The organism is Corallococcus sp. AB018 (assembly GCF_003986945.1).
GTDB lineage: Bacteria > Myxococcota > Myxococcia > Myxococcales > Myxococcaceae > Corallococcus > Corallococcus exiguus.
In genome coordinates, this window is the sequence record NZ_RAWR01000005.1 from 1 (window position 1) to 16,495 (window position 16,495).

Sequence of the window (16,495 nt, forward strand, 5' to 3'; positions counted from 1 at the left end):
GCCCAGAACCGGTGTCTGGCATTGGCCGCGAACACCGGCCGGTTCTCACAGACATCCACGCCAATGAACTCCTGCTCCCGGCCCGGCGTGAACACCGCCACGCGGCCCCTTTGCCCCAGCAGCGTCACATCCCCCTGCACCGCCCAGCGCAGCGTCGGGTCCAGCGCGCCACGCATCACCGTGCGCCCGTCCTCGCGCCGGTACGCGCCGTCCGCGTGGTAGACGAAGCGCACAGTCCCGTCCTCCGCGCTCGCGTGCACCATCACGCCGCGGGTCGTGAACGTCCGCTTCGCCGTCACCTGACCGCGCACCGCCGACACCGGCGTGGCAGCCACCGTCGCGTGCGGCTGACACGTGGGACACGCGGCCCGCGCGTGCTCCAGGCCACACGACGCGCACACCGTGAAGCGAAGTCCCTCCAGCACCGGCAGCGGGAATGCGCCGCGCCGGTCCTCCACGAACACCTGGTGGAACAGGTGCAGCAGGTCATCCGGCAGCGACGCCCGGGGTAGCGCGGGCTTGGGGTACTGCACGTCCGGATGGAACACCGTGACGCGCTGGAGCATCCGTCCCACCGCGTTCAACCGAGCCGCCTGCGTCTTCGGCTTGTGGATGCCGCCCTGCGGACCCACGCACAGCAGCGACTGCATCACGGTGACGGCGAAGGCATACCAATCGCTCTCCACCGTCGCCGGCCGCGCGGGCGTCAGCGTCTGCGCGCTCGGGTCCAGCCGCAGCGGGTCCAGGAACTTCTCCGTGAACACCGGGCACAGGTAGGGACCGAACTGGAAGCTGTCCGCGTCGATGAAGTACGCGTCCGTGCCCACCGTCAGCACGTTCAAGTCATTGAAGTCCCCCACCACCACACTGGCCGAGTGCACCGCCGCCAGCACCCGGTGCAGCCCCGCCAGCACCGTCACCGCGTCCGCGGCCTTGCCTCCCGCGCGCCGGAACGAGGGCTCGCTCCACCGGCGCAGCGGCTCCACGCCGTCCAGCTTGCGCATCGCATAGCCCAGCACCTCCGCGCCCTTCTTGTCCGTGGCCAGGGCCTGCGGCGTCACCACTCGCGCAGGAAGGCCCGAGGGAAACGCGCGCAGCTTGCGCTGGTGCTCCACGAGCCGGGCCTTCGCGGCGGCCTGCTCGGGCAACAGGCCCAGGTAGTCCGGGTGCTCGGGCGGCTTGAAGACCTTGAGCGCGCGGCCGTCGCCCAGGTCATACACATCCGCCTCGCCGCCCTTGCCCAGCGCCTGCCGCGGATCCAACCGGACCTTCTTTCCCTCCAGCCAGACGTCCATGGCCTCACGCCCTCCCCATCCGGCGGCGCAGCACCACCAGCGTGGTGTCGTCCGTCAGCAGCCCCGGCGTGCGCAGCAGCCGCCGCTCCGCGAAGTCCGCGCGCACCGACTCGCGATTGAGCTGAGCCAGCCGCCGTCGCACCGCGTCCGGGTTCGTGAAGTACCGGTCCTCCGTCCAGAAGCGCGACAGCGGGCCCACCGCTTCATCGCGCTCTGGCAGCCGCGCCTGCGAAAGGTCCAGCAGGTCCCCCACCCCGTCCGTGCCCACCAGCAGCGCGTGCACATCCTCCGTGGGCACCATCGCCCGGCGTTCCAGCCGCACGTCCTCGCCGCGCAGCAGCGCATACGCGAGATACGGCGGCGCGTTGCCCGGGAACGGCCCCAGCGCGTGCACCTCGCCGTTGAGCATCCACACCCCGTCCCCAGACGAGAAGACGAGCGTGTGAGCCGGCGTCATCACCGCCCCCACCAGCGTGAAGAGCAGGTCCCCCAGCACGTCGCGCCCCAGCGTGGATGCCAGGCCCTCCATCAGCTCCAGCAGGTCCGCGCGCAGCCCGGTCAGGAAGTCCGCGCCGTCCACGGTCTCACCCCGCGCCAGCCTCGCATGCGCCGCCTGCGCCAGCCGCCGCACGCCCAGCTGCGCCCCCAACTCGCTGCACGGCTGGCTGCCACACCCGTCCGCCACTACCACCACCAGCCCGTGCTCGCTCTCCCGGACGCAGGCGGCGTCCTGGTTGTTGCGCCCCGAGCGCGCGTGCTCCCGCCCCTGCACCGAACCCACCGCGACATCGAAGGGCAGCGTGGACATGGCTCTCCCGTGGCCCTCGAAAAGGGCTCGCACGACCCGGAACCTGCTGGCGAGTGGACGGCCCCACGCCGTCCAGCTTAGTGTATCTACGACACCAACATAGTGTCCACATGACACGAAGTCAAGGCGACGTGGGACAACCTGTCAGCGGGCGCCGATGGGTGTGGCGGGAGGTGGGGGTGTTCAGAGCTCGAAGTTGAAGCCGGCCTTCTCGAGCTGTTTGTACTTCTTGTGGTCGAACCGGTAGAGGCGCGCGGCGCGGTGGGAGACGTCCTGCTCCACCTCGTCCAGTTCCTCCAGCAGGTCCATGGCGAGGATCTTCTTGCGGAAGTTGCGCTTGTCGAGTTCGCGCTCCAGCACCGTCTCGTACAGCCGCTGGAGCTGCGACAGCGTGAACTTGGGCGGCAGCAGTTCAAACCCGATGGGCTGGTAGCGCACCTTGCCCTTGAGCCGCTGCAGCGCGGTGGACAGCACGTCCGCGTGGTCGAACGCGAGCTTCGGCGTATCCCAGACGGAGAACCACGCCGCTTCACGCGCGTCGGTGGACGCCTGGAGGTGGTGCTGGGACAGCTTCACCAGCGCGAAGTACGCCACGGTGATGACGCGGCCCCGGGGGTCGCGGTCCGGAGAACCGAACGTGTAGAGCTGCTCCAGGTGGCTGGTGCGCAGGCCCGCTTCTTCCTCCAGCTCACGGCGCGCGGCGTCCTCCAGGGACTCGTCCATGCGCACGAAGCCGCCGGGCAGCGCCCACCGGCCCTGGTACGGCTCCACGCCGCGCTGGATGAGCAGCACCTTGAGGTCCTCTTCGTCCAACCCGAAGACGACGCAGTCCACCGTCACCGCAGGGCGCGGGTACTCATAGGTGTGGCTCACGGGGAAACCCTCCGGCCAGCATCGTGTCCAGAGGACACGGTGCCGGCAAGCGCCTTCATGCGCTCATCGGAGGGTGCGGCGGGCTAGACGGCGACGAGCCGCCCCAGGCGACGCCAGTCGACCAGGTTGACGTTCTCCTCCGCCAGGTCGAACTCCAGCGAGCGGCGCATGCCCAGCACGTCGCCGCCCATCTGGAAGGGCACCTCGCGGTCGAAGTCCATCCGCAGGCGCTCCACGAAGAAGTCGTGCATGCGCGGCATGGGGTGCTCGCCGCGCCACAGGCGGAACATGTTGCGCGTGGCCTCCATCACTCCCGCGCCGTACACGCGCACGGACAGCCGGTGCGGCACCGCCTGCGCGAACGGGAACGCCTTGAAGCCGAAGCCCCACTCCGGCGTCGTCGCCGCGCCCGCCACGCCCGCGGGGCCCTGGTACAAGAGCTGCCCCTCGCCGGCGTTGGGCAGCGGCCGCACCGCGCCCGTCGCGTCGATGGTCAGCGCGGGCGCGCCCAGGTTGTAGACGGAGACGTTCGGGTTGCCCTCGCCGAACAGATGGCGAGGCACCGTGCGCGTGAACATGGCGCCCAGGTAGCCGCGCAGGCCGGCCTGCGACTTCTTCAGCGGACCGGCCGCGGCGAGCTGGTTCTTGAAGTCCTGAATCATCTCCGCGTCCCAGCCCGTGCCCGCGAAGGGCGCCACCCGGCCCTCCACCCGCACCAGGGAGAAGGGACGCAGGGGAGGCAGGCGCTCGCCGTACGCGGCGATCTGCTTCAGGGCCACATGAGGACGCGGCGCCCCGGTGACGCGGGCCCAGGCGTTGCCCGTCCCCAGCGGCAGCACGCCAATGGCCGGCAGGGCCACACCCTGGGAGCGCAGCTCGTTGAGCAGGCCCGTGATGGTGCCGTCGCCTCCGCCCGCGAGCAGCAGGCTGGGCGGGTCGTGCCGGAGCTGGTCCACCCACTCCCGGGCTTCCTCCAGGGAACGGGTCAGGGCCACCCGGGCCCGGGGGAGCAGGTCTCTGACGAGCCCGCCCATCCCTTCGGTCCCTTTACGCGCACGCAGATTGACGAGGACGGCGATGTTCATGGCGGGCGCGACTCTTCCCCAGTTCATGTCATGGCCCCGTCACGAAAAGAGCCCCGGCATGGGGACTCCCCCGGAAACATGGGCATCACACCCCCAGGGCGTGGGCCAGCCGTGCTTCCAGGTGCCGCTCGGCCGCACGCCGGCGCAGCGTCACCGCCGCGGCGGCCAGCCCTCCGGCCACCAACAGACGACGTAGCCATTGTTTTCCGGTGCCGTGGTAACCGCCCGAGGCCGTGTCCCCCTCCTCCATGGGCTGGAAGAGGTTGCCGGGGGTAGGGCGCTGCCGCTCGTCCTTGAAGTGCAGCGCGTCCGTGCCGGCCCGCATGGTGCGCTCGTACGTGCGAGGGAACAGGCCGTGCATCGCCGCGAAGCTCTTCCCCGCGGGGCCGACAATCACCTCGTCCTGGGGGTGGCGCAGCACGCGGAGGATGGTGCGGGCCACGCGCTCCGGCGTGTAGACGGGCTCCACGGGGCGGATGCGCCAGCCGGTGTAGTTGGCGGTGTGGCGCCACAGGGGCGTGTCGATGGCGGCGGGCATCACCGTGCACACGTCGATGCCCGTGCCCAGCAGCTCCTGGCGCAGCGACGCGGAGAAGCCGCGCACCGCGAACTTGGAGGCCACGTAGGCGCTCAGGTACGGCGCGGGCACGGTGCCAAAGGTGGAGGACACGTTGACGAGCGTCCCGTAGCCCTGGCGACGGAACCGGGCCAGCGCCGCGCGCGCGCCGCTCACCGTGCCGAAGAAGTTGGTCTCCATGAGCTGGCGGAACGCCTCGTCCGGCGTCTCCTCCAGGCTGCCCAGCATGTAGACGCCCGCGTTGTTCACCCAGCCATCGAAGTGGCCGAAGGCCTCCACCGCGGCCTCCGCCAGCTTCCGCACGGCCTCCGCGTCCGCCACGTCCGTGGGGACCACCAGCGCCTGGACACCGTGGGACTCGCACTCGGCCGCCAGCTCCTCCAGGGGGTCCTCCCGGCGCGCGGCGAGCACCACGTGGGCACCCTTCTTCGCCAGGAGCAGCGCGGTGGCCCGGCCAATGCCGCTGGAGGCGCCCGTGATGACGATGACCTTCTTCTTCCAGATGCGATCCATGGAGTGGGGTCCTTGTTGGCGGGCCCGCCGGCTCTGGACGGCCCGAGCATTCGAAAGGGTTCGTGGACGGAAAGGTGGGGATGACGCCCGGCGTCGCACCCGGGACACAGGTGACTCACCCGGAGGGCAACCAGCGAGGCAGGGGGCCCGGAATCCGGACGGGGGTCCACGTGCGGGACCGGGAGGCAGGCTCCGGGGTCGCTGGCCTGGAGGGTGGACAGTCCGGTAGAGGACGGAACGCGGCCTGCATCGCCGGTCCGGCCATCCCTTCCACACCCACGTGACCATGCCCTTCCGTCCGAAGCCGTCCGCCTTCGCGCTGCTTTTGTGCCTGCTGTGCGCCGCCGCCTCGGGGGCCGCGCCCCACCGGCTGGTGGTCTCCAGCGGCGACTGCCGGGACGCCGAGCTGAGCGGCCAGTCCAAGGCGTTCTACGACGCCCTCCGCGCCCGCCCCGAACAGCACCTGCTGAGCGCGCCCGAGTTCGCCGAGCGCCTCTTCCCCGACTCCTCGCGCTCCTTCGAGGACCTCCAGCGCCAGTTGGACGCCGCGCAGGACCAGTTCTACGAGGGCCGCAACGCCCGCGCGACCCAGCTCCTGGACGATGCCCTGCGCGACATCCGCCGCCTGCCGCCGGGCGAGCCGCGCTGGAAGCTCTTCGCCCACGCGCAGCTGCTGCACGGGCTCAACCACCGGGCGATGGGGAAGACGAAGGACAGCGACGCGGCCTTCCTCCAGGTGCTGCGCCTCCAGCCGAAGTACCAGCTGGACCCAGACCAGTACGCCCCCTCCATCCGGCAGGCCTTCGAGAAGCTGCGCCGCGACCTGGCCAGGACGCCGAAGGTGAAGCTGTCCCTGAAGTCCACGCTGCCCGCGGCGGACGTGTACCTGGAGGGCCTGAGCGTGGGGCAGACGCCGCTCACGCTGGAGCTGCCCGCGGGCGCGTACGAGCTGACGATGGTGAAGGGGGACGCGGTGAGCTTCCCCCGGCAGGTGCAGGCGCAGGGGGCGGACACGCCGCTGCTGGTGGACCTGGCCTACGAGGGGTCCGTGACGGCCGCGCCCTTCCCGTGCCTCGCCGCCGCGGACGGCAACGAGGAGCGCACCTGGAGCCACGCGGTGCGCCTGGGCGGCACGCTGGGCGTGGAGGAGGTCATCGTCGTGCGGCTGGAGCGCCCGAGCAGCGGGCCCAAGTGGTTCGCCGCCACGGTGCTCAACGTCGACGGCGGGCAGAAGCTGCGCGAGGGCGGCTTCAAGACACAGGGCCTGGACGCGCCCGGTGAGGCCCTCTCCGCGCTGGTGGACTTCGTCACCACCGGACGCTCGCCCTCCAACCTCGTGGTGATGAACAACGCCAACGGCAAGGCGCCCTGGGACGCGGGCGGCGCGCGGGGCACGGCCAGCGCCTCCGGCACGGGCGCGGACCTCACCGCGCCCAACCTGCTGTCGGAGGACGTCTCCAGCGACGCCGCCCCCAGCACGGGCCTGCGCACGGCGTCGTACGTGACGGTGGGCGCGGGCGTGGCGGCTTTGGGTGGCGCGGGCGTGGTGCGGCTGCTGGCCCAGAAGGACCTGAACGGCCTGGAGGACCGCCGCGCGGCCAATGGCGGCCAGTTGGTGAGCACGGATGCGCGGGCCGTCGCGCTGCGCGACTCTCTGGTGGGCAAGAGCCACGTCATGACGGGGCTGCTCGTGGGCGGCGGCGCGGCAGTCGTCACCGGGGCGGTGCTCTTCCTCGTGTCCTCCCCCGCGAAGCCAGCGCCCGTGACGCTGGGTGTGACGGCGGACGAGACGGGCGCGGCGGCGAGCGTGTCCGGAACGTTCTGAGCGGACGGTCCCGGCCGGAGGTTCCTGGATGGGAAGCGCCGGGCGCGTAGAGTCGCGCCACATGCGCGCTTCCCTCCTGCTGTTGCTGCTCACGGCGAGCACCGCCCTCGCCGCACCCCGGACGTTCCGCGTCGACTACTTCCACACCGGCAACGCCACCGAGGAGCGCTTCAGCCTGGAGCGGCTGGTGGTGGAGCCCCTGCCCTGGCCGGGCCACCCGGCGCGGGCCATCGACGAGACGAACCTGGGCAAGTACCTCTTCGAGGTGCGGGACCGGAAGACGAACCGGCTGCTGTTCTCGCGCGGCTTCGCCTCCATCTTCGGCGAGTGGGAGCTGACGGACGAGGCGAAGCAGGCCCACCGCACCTTCAGTGAGTCGCTGCGCTTCCCCGCGCCGGACAGCCCCGTCCAGGTCATCCTGAAGAAGCGCGACGCGCAGAACGCCTTCCGCGAAATCTGGTCGCTGGTGGTGGATCCGAAGGACCCCTTCGTGGATCCGTCCTCGCCGCCCGCGCCGGGCCCGCTGCTGAAGCTGCTGGAGAACGGGCCGCCGCAGGACAAGGTGGACTTCCTCATCATGGGGGACGGCTACACGGAGGCGGAGCGCGCCAAGTTCGAGAAGGACGCGCGCAAGCTGGTGGAGATCCTCTTCAGCTATTCCCCCTTCAAGGAGCGCAAGGCGGACTTCAACGTCTGGGGGCTGATGCCCAAGGCGTCCGAGTCCGGCATCTCCCGGCCCTCCACCGGCGTCCACCGCCGCTCGCCCCTGGGCTCCACCTACGACGCCTTTGGCGCCGAGCGTTACATCCTCACCTTCGACAACGCCGCGCTGCGTGACACCGCCGCCTTCGCGCCCTACGAGTTCGTGGAGATCCTCTCCAACGGCAATACCTACGGCGGAGGAGGCATCTACAACCTCTTCAGCACCGTGGCCGCCGACAGCCTCTGGGCCCCCTACGTCTTCGTCCACGAGTTCGGTCACCACTTCGCGGGGCTGGCGGACGAGTACTACACGTCCGCCCCCATCTACGGCGCCGCGCCTGCGGAGCGGGTGGAGCCCTGGGAGAAGAACGTCACCGCGCTCCACGACCCCGCCCAGCTCAAGTGGAAGGACCTGGTGGCGCCGGGGACCCCGCTGCCCACGCCCTGGAATCAGCCCGCCTATGACGCGCACGCCCTGCAGGTGCAGCAACGCCGGCAGAAGATTCGTTCAGAGCGCAAACCCGAGTCGGAGATGGACGCGCTGTTCGTGGCGCAGCGGGACTGGGAGGAGAAATTCCTGGGCACGCAGAAGTTCTCCGGGAAGGTGGGCGCCTTCGAGGGCGCGCACTACGAGGCGAAGGGCTACTTCCGGCCGCAGATGGACTGCATGATGTTCACCCGGGACCGGGTGCCCTTCTGCGCGGTGTGCCAGCGCGGCATCACCGAGGTCATCGACCTGTACGCGGGTCCAACGTCCACCCCTGCACGAAAGAGTCCCTGACTTCCTTCGATTCCCAGGCCCCTGTGCATCCTTTCGGGTGACAGGGACGTGGCAGGTGGTTGGGCAAATGGACGCCCCTCTGTTTTCGGGTGTAAGGGGGACCGCACCTGCAATCTGGACACCCTGGAGGCATTTACATGCTGAAGCAGAGCTTGAAGCGGAGCTGGCTGCCGGCGCTCGTGACCACCGTGTTCGTCACGGTCGGCACGGGTTGCGGCGACGAGTGTGTCGATCAGTTCGACTGTCGTGACAAGGGCGCGCCGCCCGCGGGCCAGGCGTACACCTGCGTGGAGAACAAGTGCGAGCTGCGCACGCTGAACCTTCCTCCGGAAGAGGACGCCGGCACTGAGACGGACGCCGGCACCACGACGGACGCGGGCACCGACGCTGGCACCACGACGGACGCCGGCACCACGACGGACGCCGGCACGGGTGGCCCCCAGGCGTGCACCCCGGCCTGCGCCCTGACCGAGTCCTGCGACATCGCGACGAACACCTGCACGCCCTCCAGCGTCACCACGCCGCCGGCGGATACGAGCGCGCAGATCGCCGCGTTCATCGCGGCCCCCGCAGGCGCGCTGACCACGCCGCAGCTCGTGAGCGGCGCGTTCGTGACCTTCATCAAGCCCGAGGTGGCGGGCAGCGCGGCCACGGAGGCCTCCGGCTTCTTCCTGCAGGCCGAGCCCAACGGGCCGGCGATGTTCGTGCGCGGCTCCGCGTCCACCACGGCGGTCGCCGTGGGTGACCGCGTGACGCTGAACGTCACGGAGAAGGAGATCATCAGCGGGCTCAACGTGGCGAAGACCGTCACGGACCTGACCGTGGTGAGCAAGAACCACGGCGTGTGGAACCTGGACACCGCGACGCCCCCGGGCCTGAAGGTGGACGCGAACGCCGTCAGCACCTTCGAGGACGCCGGCACGACCAGCGTCTACGAGAGCCGTCTGGTCACCGTGTCCGGCAAGCTGGAGGCGGGCGCTGGCAGCGGCGCGGCCTTCACCGCCTTCCCGCTGGACACCACGGGTGAGCCGACCGCCAGCCCCCTGCGCCTGCGCGTGCCCACCACCCTGGCCACGGACCTGGACCTGGTCTCCGGCTGCGACGTGGCCGTGCCCACCGGCGTCGTCTGGCGCTTCACCGCCCAGCCCCAGGTGTCCGTGTTCGCGCCGGAGCAGCTCACCATCACCTCGTGCCCCGCGCCGAAGCTCACCGAGGCGCGCCCGCTGAGCGGCACGGAAGTGCGGCTGACGTTCGACCGGAAGCTCGACGCGGCCAGCGTGCAGGCGGAGGACTTCGGCATCACGCCGACCGTGGCCGTCTCCGCGGCGACGACGACGGGCAACCAGGTCTCGCTGACCACGGCGGACCTGACGGCTGGCACGCCGTACACGGTGACCGTGAACGGCGAGGTGAAGGACCTGGCCGGCAAGGTCCTGGACGCGGCCGCCAAGACCGCGACGTTCACCGGCCTGACGCCTCCTCCGACGGGCCCGGCGCTGGTCATCAATGAGATCGACTACGACAACGTGGGCACCGACAACGCGGAGTTCCTGGAGATCTACAACCGCGGCACCGCGGCGGCGGACCTGACCAACGTCAAGCTGGTGTTCGTCAACGGCGACTCCACCGCCACCCCGCGCGAGGAGTACCTGAAGTTCAACCTGGCCGACACCACGGACGCGGCTGGCGCCGCGGTCACGTCGCTGCCCGCGGGTGGCTACATCGTCGCGGCGTCCGCGCCGTACTTCGCCACGGCGAACCTGCCGGCGGGCACGCTGCGGCTGATCCTCAAGACGGCCTCCGGCGCGAGCACCGACATCATCCAGAACGGCACCGGTGACGGCGCGGGCCTGCTCGACTACGCGGCGGGCACGCTCCTCGACAGCGTCTTCTACGAGACGGCTGCCACCAATCCCCAGAACAGCACGTTCACCATCACCACGGCCGCGGGTCCCAAGTCCCTGAACTTCGAGGAGGGCACGCGCACCGTCGCCTCTGACTCGAACTCCGCCGTGGGCTCCCTGCAGCGGACCCCGAACGGCAACGACACGAACAACAACAACGCGGACTTCGCGTTCGTGACCACGCCGACCCCGGGCGCGCCGACGCCGTAGTCACCGCGTCTGACACATCGCAGTAACCCAGGGCCGCGTTCCCCCACCGGGGAGCGCGGCCCTTCTTCTTGGATGACGGGGGGATGTGCGACTCTTGGGAGCATGGGGATGCACCGCCCGTCATCGCGATGGGCCGCGGTCCCTTTCCGGTGTCTGGACCGGATGGCTTCCATGCCCCTCCCTCGCATCGTCGCGCCCCTGCTCGCCCTGCTGCTCACCGCGTGTCCCAGCTCCACGCCTCCGACGCCGGTCGAGCCTCCCGACAGCGGAGTAAAAGCCGACGGCGGCGCGTCCGACGGTGGCGGCGAGCAGGTCGACGGCGGCGAGCAGGTCGACGGCGGCGAGTCTGTCGACGGCGGCGAGTCTGTCGACGGCGGCGAGTCTGTCGACGGCGGCGAGTCTGTCGATGGAGGTGAGCCTGGCGATGGCGGCGCCTCCGGCGATGGCGGCTCGTCAGATGACGCCGGTGTGCTGAACGATGGCGGCTCGTCGGGTGACGGCGGCTCGACTTCCGATGGCGGCTCGACTTCCGATGGCGGCGATGCGGGAATGCCGGATGCAGGCATTCCGGCGCTCACGGTGACCTCCCTGGGGCTCGGGGACGGACGCGTGGGGCAGCCCTATGCCTTCAGCCTCACCGCCTCTGGCGGGCGGGCACCGTTCACCTGGAGCTTCACCGGCACGCTGGCCGCGGGGCTCACGCTCTCCACGGACGGCGCCCTGTCCGGCACGCCCACCGCCGCGGGCTCGACGCTCTTCACCGCCACCGTGCGCGACGCGGAGGGACAGACCGCGTCCGCGCGGCTGATCGTGATGGTGCAGCCGCCCCTCTCCCTGTTCACCGTGGGCCACTGGAACCTGGAGTGGTTCGGCGCACCCAATCAGGGCCCGGCCAACTCCACCTCCGACGGCGGCGTGACCGACGATCTCCAGGTCGCGGGGGCGACGAGTGTCATTCGCGACGCGGAGGCCCACGTCTGGGGCCTGGTGGAGATGGTGGACACCGTGGACTTCAACACGCTCCTGTCGGGGTTGTCCGGCAACTACCGCGGCTTCCTCGCCAACAACACCACCTACGTCCTCAGCGGCACGTCGACGTACTCCGCGGGCGAGCAGAAGCCCGGCATCGTCTACGACAGCTCGCTCACCTACCGCAGCGCCCAGATCATCCTCACCGCGCAGGCCGCCGACTTCGGCGGACGCCCGCCGCTGCGCGTGGACTTCACCACCCGCATCCATGGCGAGGACGCGCCGCTGGTCGTCATCGTCACGCACATGAAAGCCTTCGAGGACATGACGTCCTACGGCCAGCGCCAGCGCTCCTCGACCGCCCTCAAGAGCTACCTGGACCAGTGGCTGCCCGAGGCGCGCGTGCTCGTCATCGGCGACTGGAACGATGACCTGGACCACTCCATCTCCACGCAGAACGGCGTCGCGCTGCCCACGCCCTACGCGAACTTCCTGGACGACCCCACGCACTACACCTTCCTCACGAAGGTGCTGACCGACGCCACCATCCGCACCACCACGGAGTACAACGACGTCATCGACCACACGCTCGTCACCGACGAGGTCGCCGTGGACGCGGTGCCCGGTGGCGTCCAGGTGCTCCGGCCCGACGCGACCATTCCGGACTACGCCCGCACCGTCAGCGACCACTACCCCGTCATCACCCGCTACGACCTGAGCGGCGTTCCCGGTCCGCGCGTGCGGGTCACCGCGCCCCTGGACGGCACGTTCGTCGTGGGCACCCCGCTGACGGTCACGTGGCGCTCGGCGGGCGTGAGCACCGTGCGCATCGAGGCAACCTACGACAGCGGCGACCAGTGGTTCGTCGTGGCCCCTTCCGTGAGCGCGAGCGAGGGCACCTTCACGTGGACCGTGCCGGACGTGGAGAGCGACCTGGTGCGCGTGCGCGTGGTGGACACGGCCAACGCGTCGCGCTTCGACATGACCCCCGGCCGCATCTGGTTCACGCGCACGGCGCCCCGCGTGATCATCAACGAACTGCTCGCCAACGAGCCCGCGCTCCCCGGCGGCACCGCGCACGAGTTCGTGGAGCTCTACAACACGGGGACCGCCCCGCTGGACCTGTCCGGCTGGAGCCTGTGGGACGCCCTGAGCACGCGGCACGTCTTCGCCCCGGGCACGGTGCTTCAACCAGGACGGCCCCTGGTCGTCTTCGGTGGGTCCGCGGGCTTCCCGGCCGGCACGCCCGACGCCGTCGCGGCCTCCAGCGGGACGCTGAGCCTCAACAACACGTCGGACACCGTGCAGCTCAAGCGCCAGGATGGCGGCGTCGTGGACAGCGTCGATTACTTCAGCACCGTGGACGCGGTGTCCATCAACCGCTCCCCGGACCTGTCGCCGGACGCGGGCTTCGTGCTGCACACCACGCTGACGCCCGGGCTGCAGTCCTCACCGGGCCGGCGCGCGGACGGAGGCGCGTTCTAGTCAGCGCAGCGGCGGGGCCTGGGGGTCGGGCCCGGGCTCCGGCTCCGCGGGCACCGCCTCCACGTCCCGGGCGATCCACTCCTGGCCATGGTCCTCGTAGGTGACGCGGATCTCATCGCCCTCGGACATGTCGTGCAGCTGCACGTTCTCGTCGTCGCGCTTGAGCCGCGTGGCCTCGTCCACGAAGACCTCCTGCTCCTGGCCCTGGCCGTCCACGAAGAGCAGCTCGTCGTCGCCCACCCAGGACACGCGGCCCGCGGCCCAGCCCATGGGCCGGGGCTGCTGACCGGAGCCGCCCGTTCCCTCTGGAGCCGGAGCGGGGGCCGATTCGCCCTTCACCTCCGAGCCCGCGGTCTTCAGCGCCTTGGGGTCCACGGTCTCCTTGGAGGCCATCAGCCCGCGCAGCACCTCCGAACGTCCCTCGCGGTGCTTCGCGGAAGGGCCGTCTTGCCCCGGCTCGCCGCCGTGGCACGCCGACAGCCCCCCGAGTCCCACCAGGCCCAGCATCAGCAGGCCCGCCGTCCCGCGCATTCTCCGCATTGGCCACGTCCTCCCGTGTCGTGCGAAGGAGCCCGCTTCCCGACGGAGTCCCGTCCATGGCGCGCGAGCCCGCTCTCCCCCGGTAAAGATGGGGACACCCTGCCCCGCCGGGAACCACGACCGTGTGGGGCTGGGCCTGGCTGCCTGGAACTCTCTCCTTCCTGTCCGGAGGGCGGGCGGGCATGCGCTACCTCGCGCCCTGGCCCAGGGCCTTCCGGAAGCAGCGCCTATGCGGCCAGGAGCCAGTCGCGCACCGCGAGGAAGCGGGCCGTGGGTGCCGCGGCCCTGCGCCACGCGACATAGAGCGTTCCCCGAGGCTTCCGTGCGGAGCGTCGGCCCAGCTCCGGCGTGAGCGTCACGACCCGCTTCTCGCGCACTGCGGGCGCCACCAGGTAGTCGGGCAACACCGCCAGCCCCACGCCCGCCTCCACCAGGGCCAGCATCTCGTCCAGGTTCGCGACGCGGCACACCACCTGCGCCGGCAGGGGTTCTTTCGGTCCGAAGGTGGCGCGCCACCACGGCGCCAGCATGGCCAGGTCCGCATCGAAGGCGATGAAGCGGTGCGCACCGAAGTCGCGTGCCCCGCGCGGTGTTCCCCAACGCTTCAGGTACGAAGGCGCGCCCACGGCGACGAACTCCTCCTGGGCCACCGGTCGGACCTCCAGGCCCGGAGCGTCCGGCAACAGTCCGACGATGCCCAGGTCCAACGCGCCGTCCAGCAACAGCCGTGACACGCGGCTGGGCACGTCGAAGCGAACGTCCAGCCGCAGCTCCGGGTGCCGCGCCAGCAGGCCCGGCATGCGGGGCCGGAGCCAGTACCGGAAGAAGGGCCAGGGACCGCCCAGGGACACCTCGCCACGCACCGCGCGCTGGGCCTCGGAGGCCGCCTCCAACGCCGCGTCCACCGCGGGCAGGTGCTCGCCCAGCCTCGCGACGAGGGCGGCGCCCGCCGGAGTGAGCCGGGCCCGGCGCCCCACCCGTTCGAACAGCGCCACGCCCACGTGTCGCTCCAGGGCCTTGAGCTGCTGACCCACGGCGGAGGCGGTGATGCCCAGGCGCGTGGCGGCGGTCGCGTGCGTGCCCGCCCGGCTGACCTCCCACAGCGTCCAGAGCGCTTCGTGATTACCAAGCATGGCTTCAGTTTATGTGAAGAGGCTCTCGGTTTTCTTGGGGACGGCGGGGACGTATTTCATCGCCCATCGCCCCACGGACTGGGGCTCGAAGGAGGACGTCCCATGGAAGCGCTCACCGCCGTGAAGGTGCTGCTCATCGTCACCAGCCACTCGCAGTTCGGGAACACCGGGGAGAAGACGGGCTTCTGGTTGGAGGAGCTCGCCGCGCCGTACGAGCAGTTCACCAAGGCCGGGGCCCAGGTGGACATCGCGTCGCCGCTGGGCGGCAAGGCGCCCGTGGATCCTCGCAGCGAGAAGGAGCAGACGGAGGACACGCGCGCCTTCCTCGCGGACGCCGAGGCGACGAAGAAGCTGGCGAACACGAAGGTGCTCGCCCAGGTGAAGGACACCTACGACGCGTACTTCGTGGTGGGCGGGCACGGCGTGATGTGGGACCTGGCGCAGCACGTGCCGGCGCACCAGCTGCTGTCCGCGGGCTACGCGCGGGGCGCGGTGGTGGCGGCGGTCTGCCACGGCCCGGCGGCGCTGGTGGGCGTGAAGGGACCGGACGGCAAGCCGCTGGTGGCGGGCAAGCGCGTGGCGGCCTTCAGCAACGCGGAGGAGCAGGCGGCGAAGTTCGACGCCATCGTCCCCTTCCCGCTGGAGACCCGGATGCGCGAGCTGGGCGCGCGCTACGAGTCCGGCCCGTTGTGGAAGAGCTTCACGGTGCGCGACGGGCGGCTCGTCACGGGACAGAACCCGGCGTCCTCCGCCGCCACCGCGCAGGAGGTCCTGAAGGTCCTGGCCGAGAAGAAGCAGGCCCCGGCCCCCAAGGGCTGAAGCCCGCTGCCGTCAGCCGAACTGGAAGCCGGAGATGCGCGTCCCCATCATGGAGCCGGACCAGGCGGTGGTGCCCCGGTCCGCACCGGCGGCACCGGCGACGACCATCAAGGGGAGCAGGTGCTCCTCGCGAGGATGGGCGAGCCGCGCATAGGGGGCCTGCATCCACTGCGTGAGCTTCGCGTCACGCTCGTCCGCGGGAGAGGTGGCGGCGTCCTGGACCCACGCGTCGAACTTCGCGGAGACCTCGTGCGCGCGAGGGTCTCCGAAGGCGCGCAGGTTGTGGAACGTCATCCCGCTGCCGATGATGAACACGCCCTCGTCGCGGAGCGGCGCGAGCGCCCGGCCCATGGACAGGTGCTCCGCCGGGTCCAGCCCCTGCTTCAGCGAGAGTTGGACGCAGGGGATGTCCGCCTCCGGGTACGTCAGCTTCAGCGGGATGAAGGTGCCGTGGTCGTAGCCGCGCGCCGGGTCCTCCGACGTGGCGAAGCCCGCCGTGGAGAGCAATTCGCGCACGCGCGCCGCGAGCCGTGGGTTGCCCGGCGCCGGCCAGGGGATGCGGTACGACTCCGGCGGGAACCCGTAATAGTCATACAGGATGGGTGGCGCGGCGGACGTCATCACCGTGGCCACGGGCTCCTCCCAGTGGGCGGAGATGACGAGCAGCGCCTTGGGTGGCGCCGCGAGCTGCTGGCCCACCTGGCGCAGGTAGGTCGCGAGCGCCTGGAGCTCCGCTTTCGGAAGGCCCATCTCCACGAAGGGCCAGGGGCCACCGCCGTGCGGGATGAAGACGACGGGCAGGCGCGAGGAGGGATTGGACGGGTCGGTCGGCATGGGGCCTCTCGGTGCCATTCAACTCCACGGGTGGGTCGGCGCGCCAACGCACTCCGGGTGGACCCCTGCGTCCGCTTGAGACACGACGCCTTCTGCTATGAACCCGCGCTGGGGGACGGATGGGTGGTCCCGTCGCGAAGGG

Annotated in this window: 13 protein-coding genes; 5 read left to right on the forward strand and 8 right to left on the reverse strand. The window is 70.8% G+C overall.

What is annotated here, in order from left to right; translation table 11 throughout:
- From D7Y11_RS01740 to D7Y11_RS01760, 5 genes are all read right to left on the reverse strand, one after another.
- A partial coding sequence (locus D7Y11_RS01740; RefSeq protein WP_126932871.1) for a hypothetical protein occupies window positions 1-1,295 on the reverse strand: 1,295 nt, incomplete at its 3' end.
- Between the two features lie 4 nt (window positions 1,296-1,299).
- Window positions 1,300-2,103, reverse strand: coding sequence for a protein phosphatase 2C domain-containing protein (locus D7Y11_RS01745; protein ID WP_126932872.1), 804 nt, complete (start codon window positions 2,101-2,103; stop codon window positions 1,300-1,302).
- A 183-nt stretch (window positions 2,104-2,286) separates the two neighbouring features.
- Window positions 2,287-2,976: an NUDIX domain-containing protein gene (locus D7Y11_RS01750; RefSeq protein ID WP_120574597.1), complete on the reverse strand. Its 690-nt coding sequence runs from the start codon at window positions 2,974-2,976 to the stop codon at window positions 2,287-2,289.
- Window positions 2,977-3,059: 83 nt separating this feature from the next.
- Window positions 3,060-4,061 (reverse strand): diacylglycerol kinase family protein, encoded by a 1,002-nt coding sequence (locus D7Y11_RS01755; RefSeq protein ID WP_120574598.1) that lies wholly within the window; start codon window positions 4,059-4,061, stop codon window positions 3,060-3,062.
- An 85-nt stretch (window positions 4,062-4,146) separates the two neighbouring features.
- A complete protein-coding gene (locus D7Y11_RS01760) occupies window positions 4,147-5,151 on the reverse strand; it encodes an SDR family oxidoreductase (RefSeq protein ID WP_120574599.1) in 1,005 nt (334 codons plus the stop codon).
- Window positions 5,152-5,437: 286 nt separating this feature from the next.
- Here D7Y11_RS01760 and D7Y11_RS01765 point away from each other — a divergent pair, with 286 nt between their 5' ends.
- The 4 genes from D7Y11_RS01765 to D7Y11_RS01780 all read left to right on the forward strand — a co-directional run bounded on the left by D7Y11_RS01765 (window position 5,438) and on the right by D7Y11_RS01780 (window position 13,027).
- Window positions 5,438-6,976, forward strand: a complete 1,539-nt coding sequence (locus D7Y11_RS01765; RefSeq protein ID WP_120574600.1) for a PEGA domain-containing protein — start codon at window positions 5,438-5,440, stop codon at window positions 6,974-6,976.
- A 61-nt stretch (window positions 6,977-7,037) separates the two neighbouring features.
- Window positions 7,038-8,459: an IgA Peptidase M64 gene (locus D7Y11_RS01770; protein WP_121752727.1), complete on the forward strand. Its 1,422-nt coding sequence runs from the start codon at window positions 7,038-7,040 to the stop codon at window positions 8,457-8,459.
- Between the two features lie 137 nt (window positions 8,460-8,596).
- Window positions 8,597-10,573 (forward strand): lamin tail domain-containing protein, encoded by a 1,977-nt coding sequence (locus tag D7Y11_RS01775; RefSeq protein WP_126932873.1) that lies wholly within the window; start codon window positions 8,597-8,599, stop codon window positions 10,571-10,573.
- A 171-nt stretch (window positions 10,574-10,744) separates the two neighbouring features.
- The gene (locus tag D7Y11_RS01780; RefSeq protein WP_233607169.1) at window positions 10,745-13,027 is read left to right on the forward strand and encodes a lamin tail domain-containing protein; all 2,283 of its coding nucleotides are present in this window, start codon (window positions 10,745-10,747) and stop codon (window positions 13,025-13,027) included.
- Here D7Y11_RS01780 and D7Y11_RS01785 read toward each other — a convergent pair whose 3' ends face one another.
- Both D7Y11_RS01785 and D7Y11_RS01790 read right to left on the reverse strand, forming a co-directional pair.
- Window positions 13,028-13,567: a hypothetical protein gene (locus tag D7Y11_RS01785; protein WP_126932874.1), complete on the reverse strand. Its 540-nt coding sequence runs from the start codon at window positions 13,565-13,567 to the stop codon at window positions 13,028-13,030.
- 227 nt (window positions 13,568-13,794) lie between these two features.
- Window positions 13,795-14,700: a LysR family transcriptional regulator gene (locus D7Y11_RS01790; protein WP_126932875.1), complete on the reverse strand. Its 906-nt coding sequence runs from the start codon at window positions 14,698-14,700 to the stop codon at window positions 13,795-13,797.
- A gap of 120 nt (window positions 14,701-14,820) precedes the next feature.
- Here D7Y11_RS01790 and D7Y11_RS01795 point away from each other — a divergent pair, with 120 nt between their 5' ends.
- Complete coding sequence (locus D7Y11_RS01795; RefSeq protein ID WP_346728603.1) at window positions 14,821-15,519, forward strand: type 1 glutamine amidotransferase domain-containing protein; 699 nt, start codon at window positions 14,821-14,823, stop codon at window positions 15,517-15,519.
- A gap of 12 nt (window positions 15,520-15,531) precedes the next feature.
- On the opposite strand, the gene D7Y11_RS01800 is transcribed toward D7Y11_RS01795, so the two are convergent.
- On the reverse strand, window positions 15,532-16,353 hold the full coding sequence (locus tag D7Y11_RS01800; protein ID WP_120574606.1) for a class III extradiol ring-cleavage dioxygenase: 822 nt from the start codon (window positions 16,351-16,353) through the stop codon (window positions 15,532-15,534).
- Window positions 16,354-16,495 lie beyond the last annotated feature (142 nt).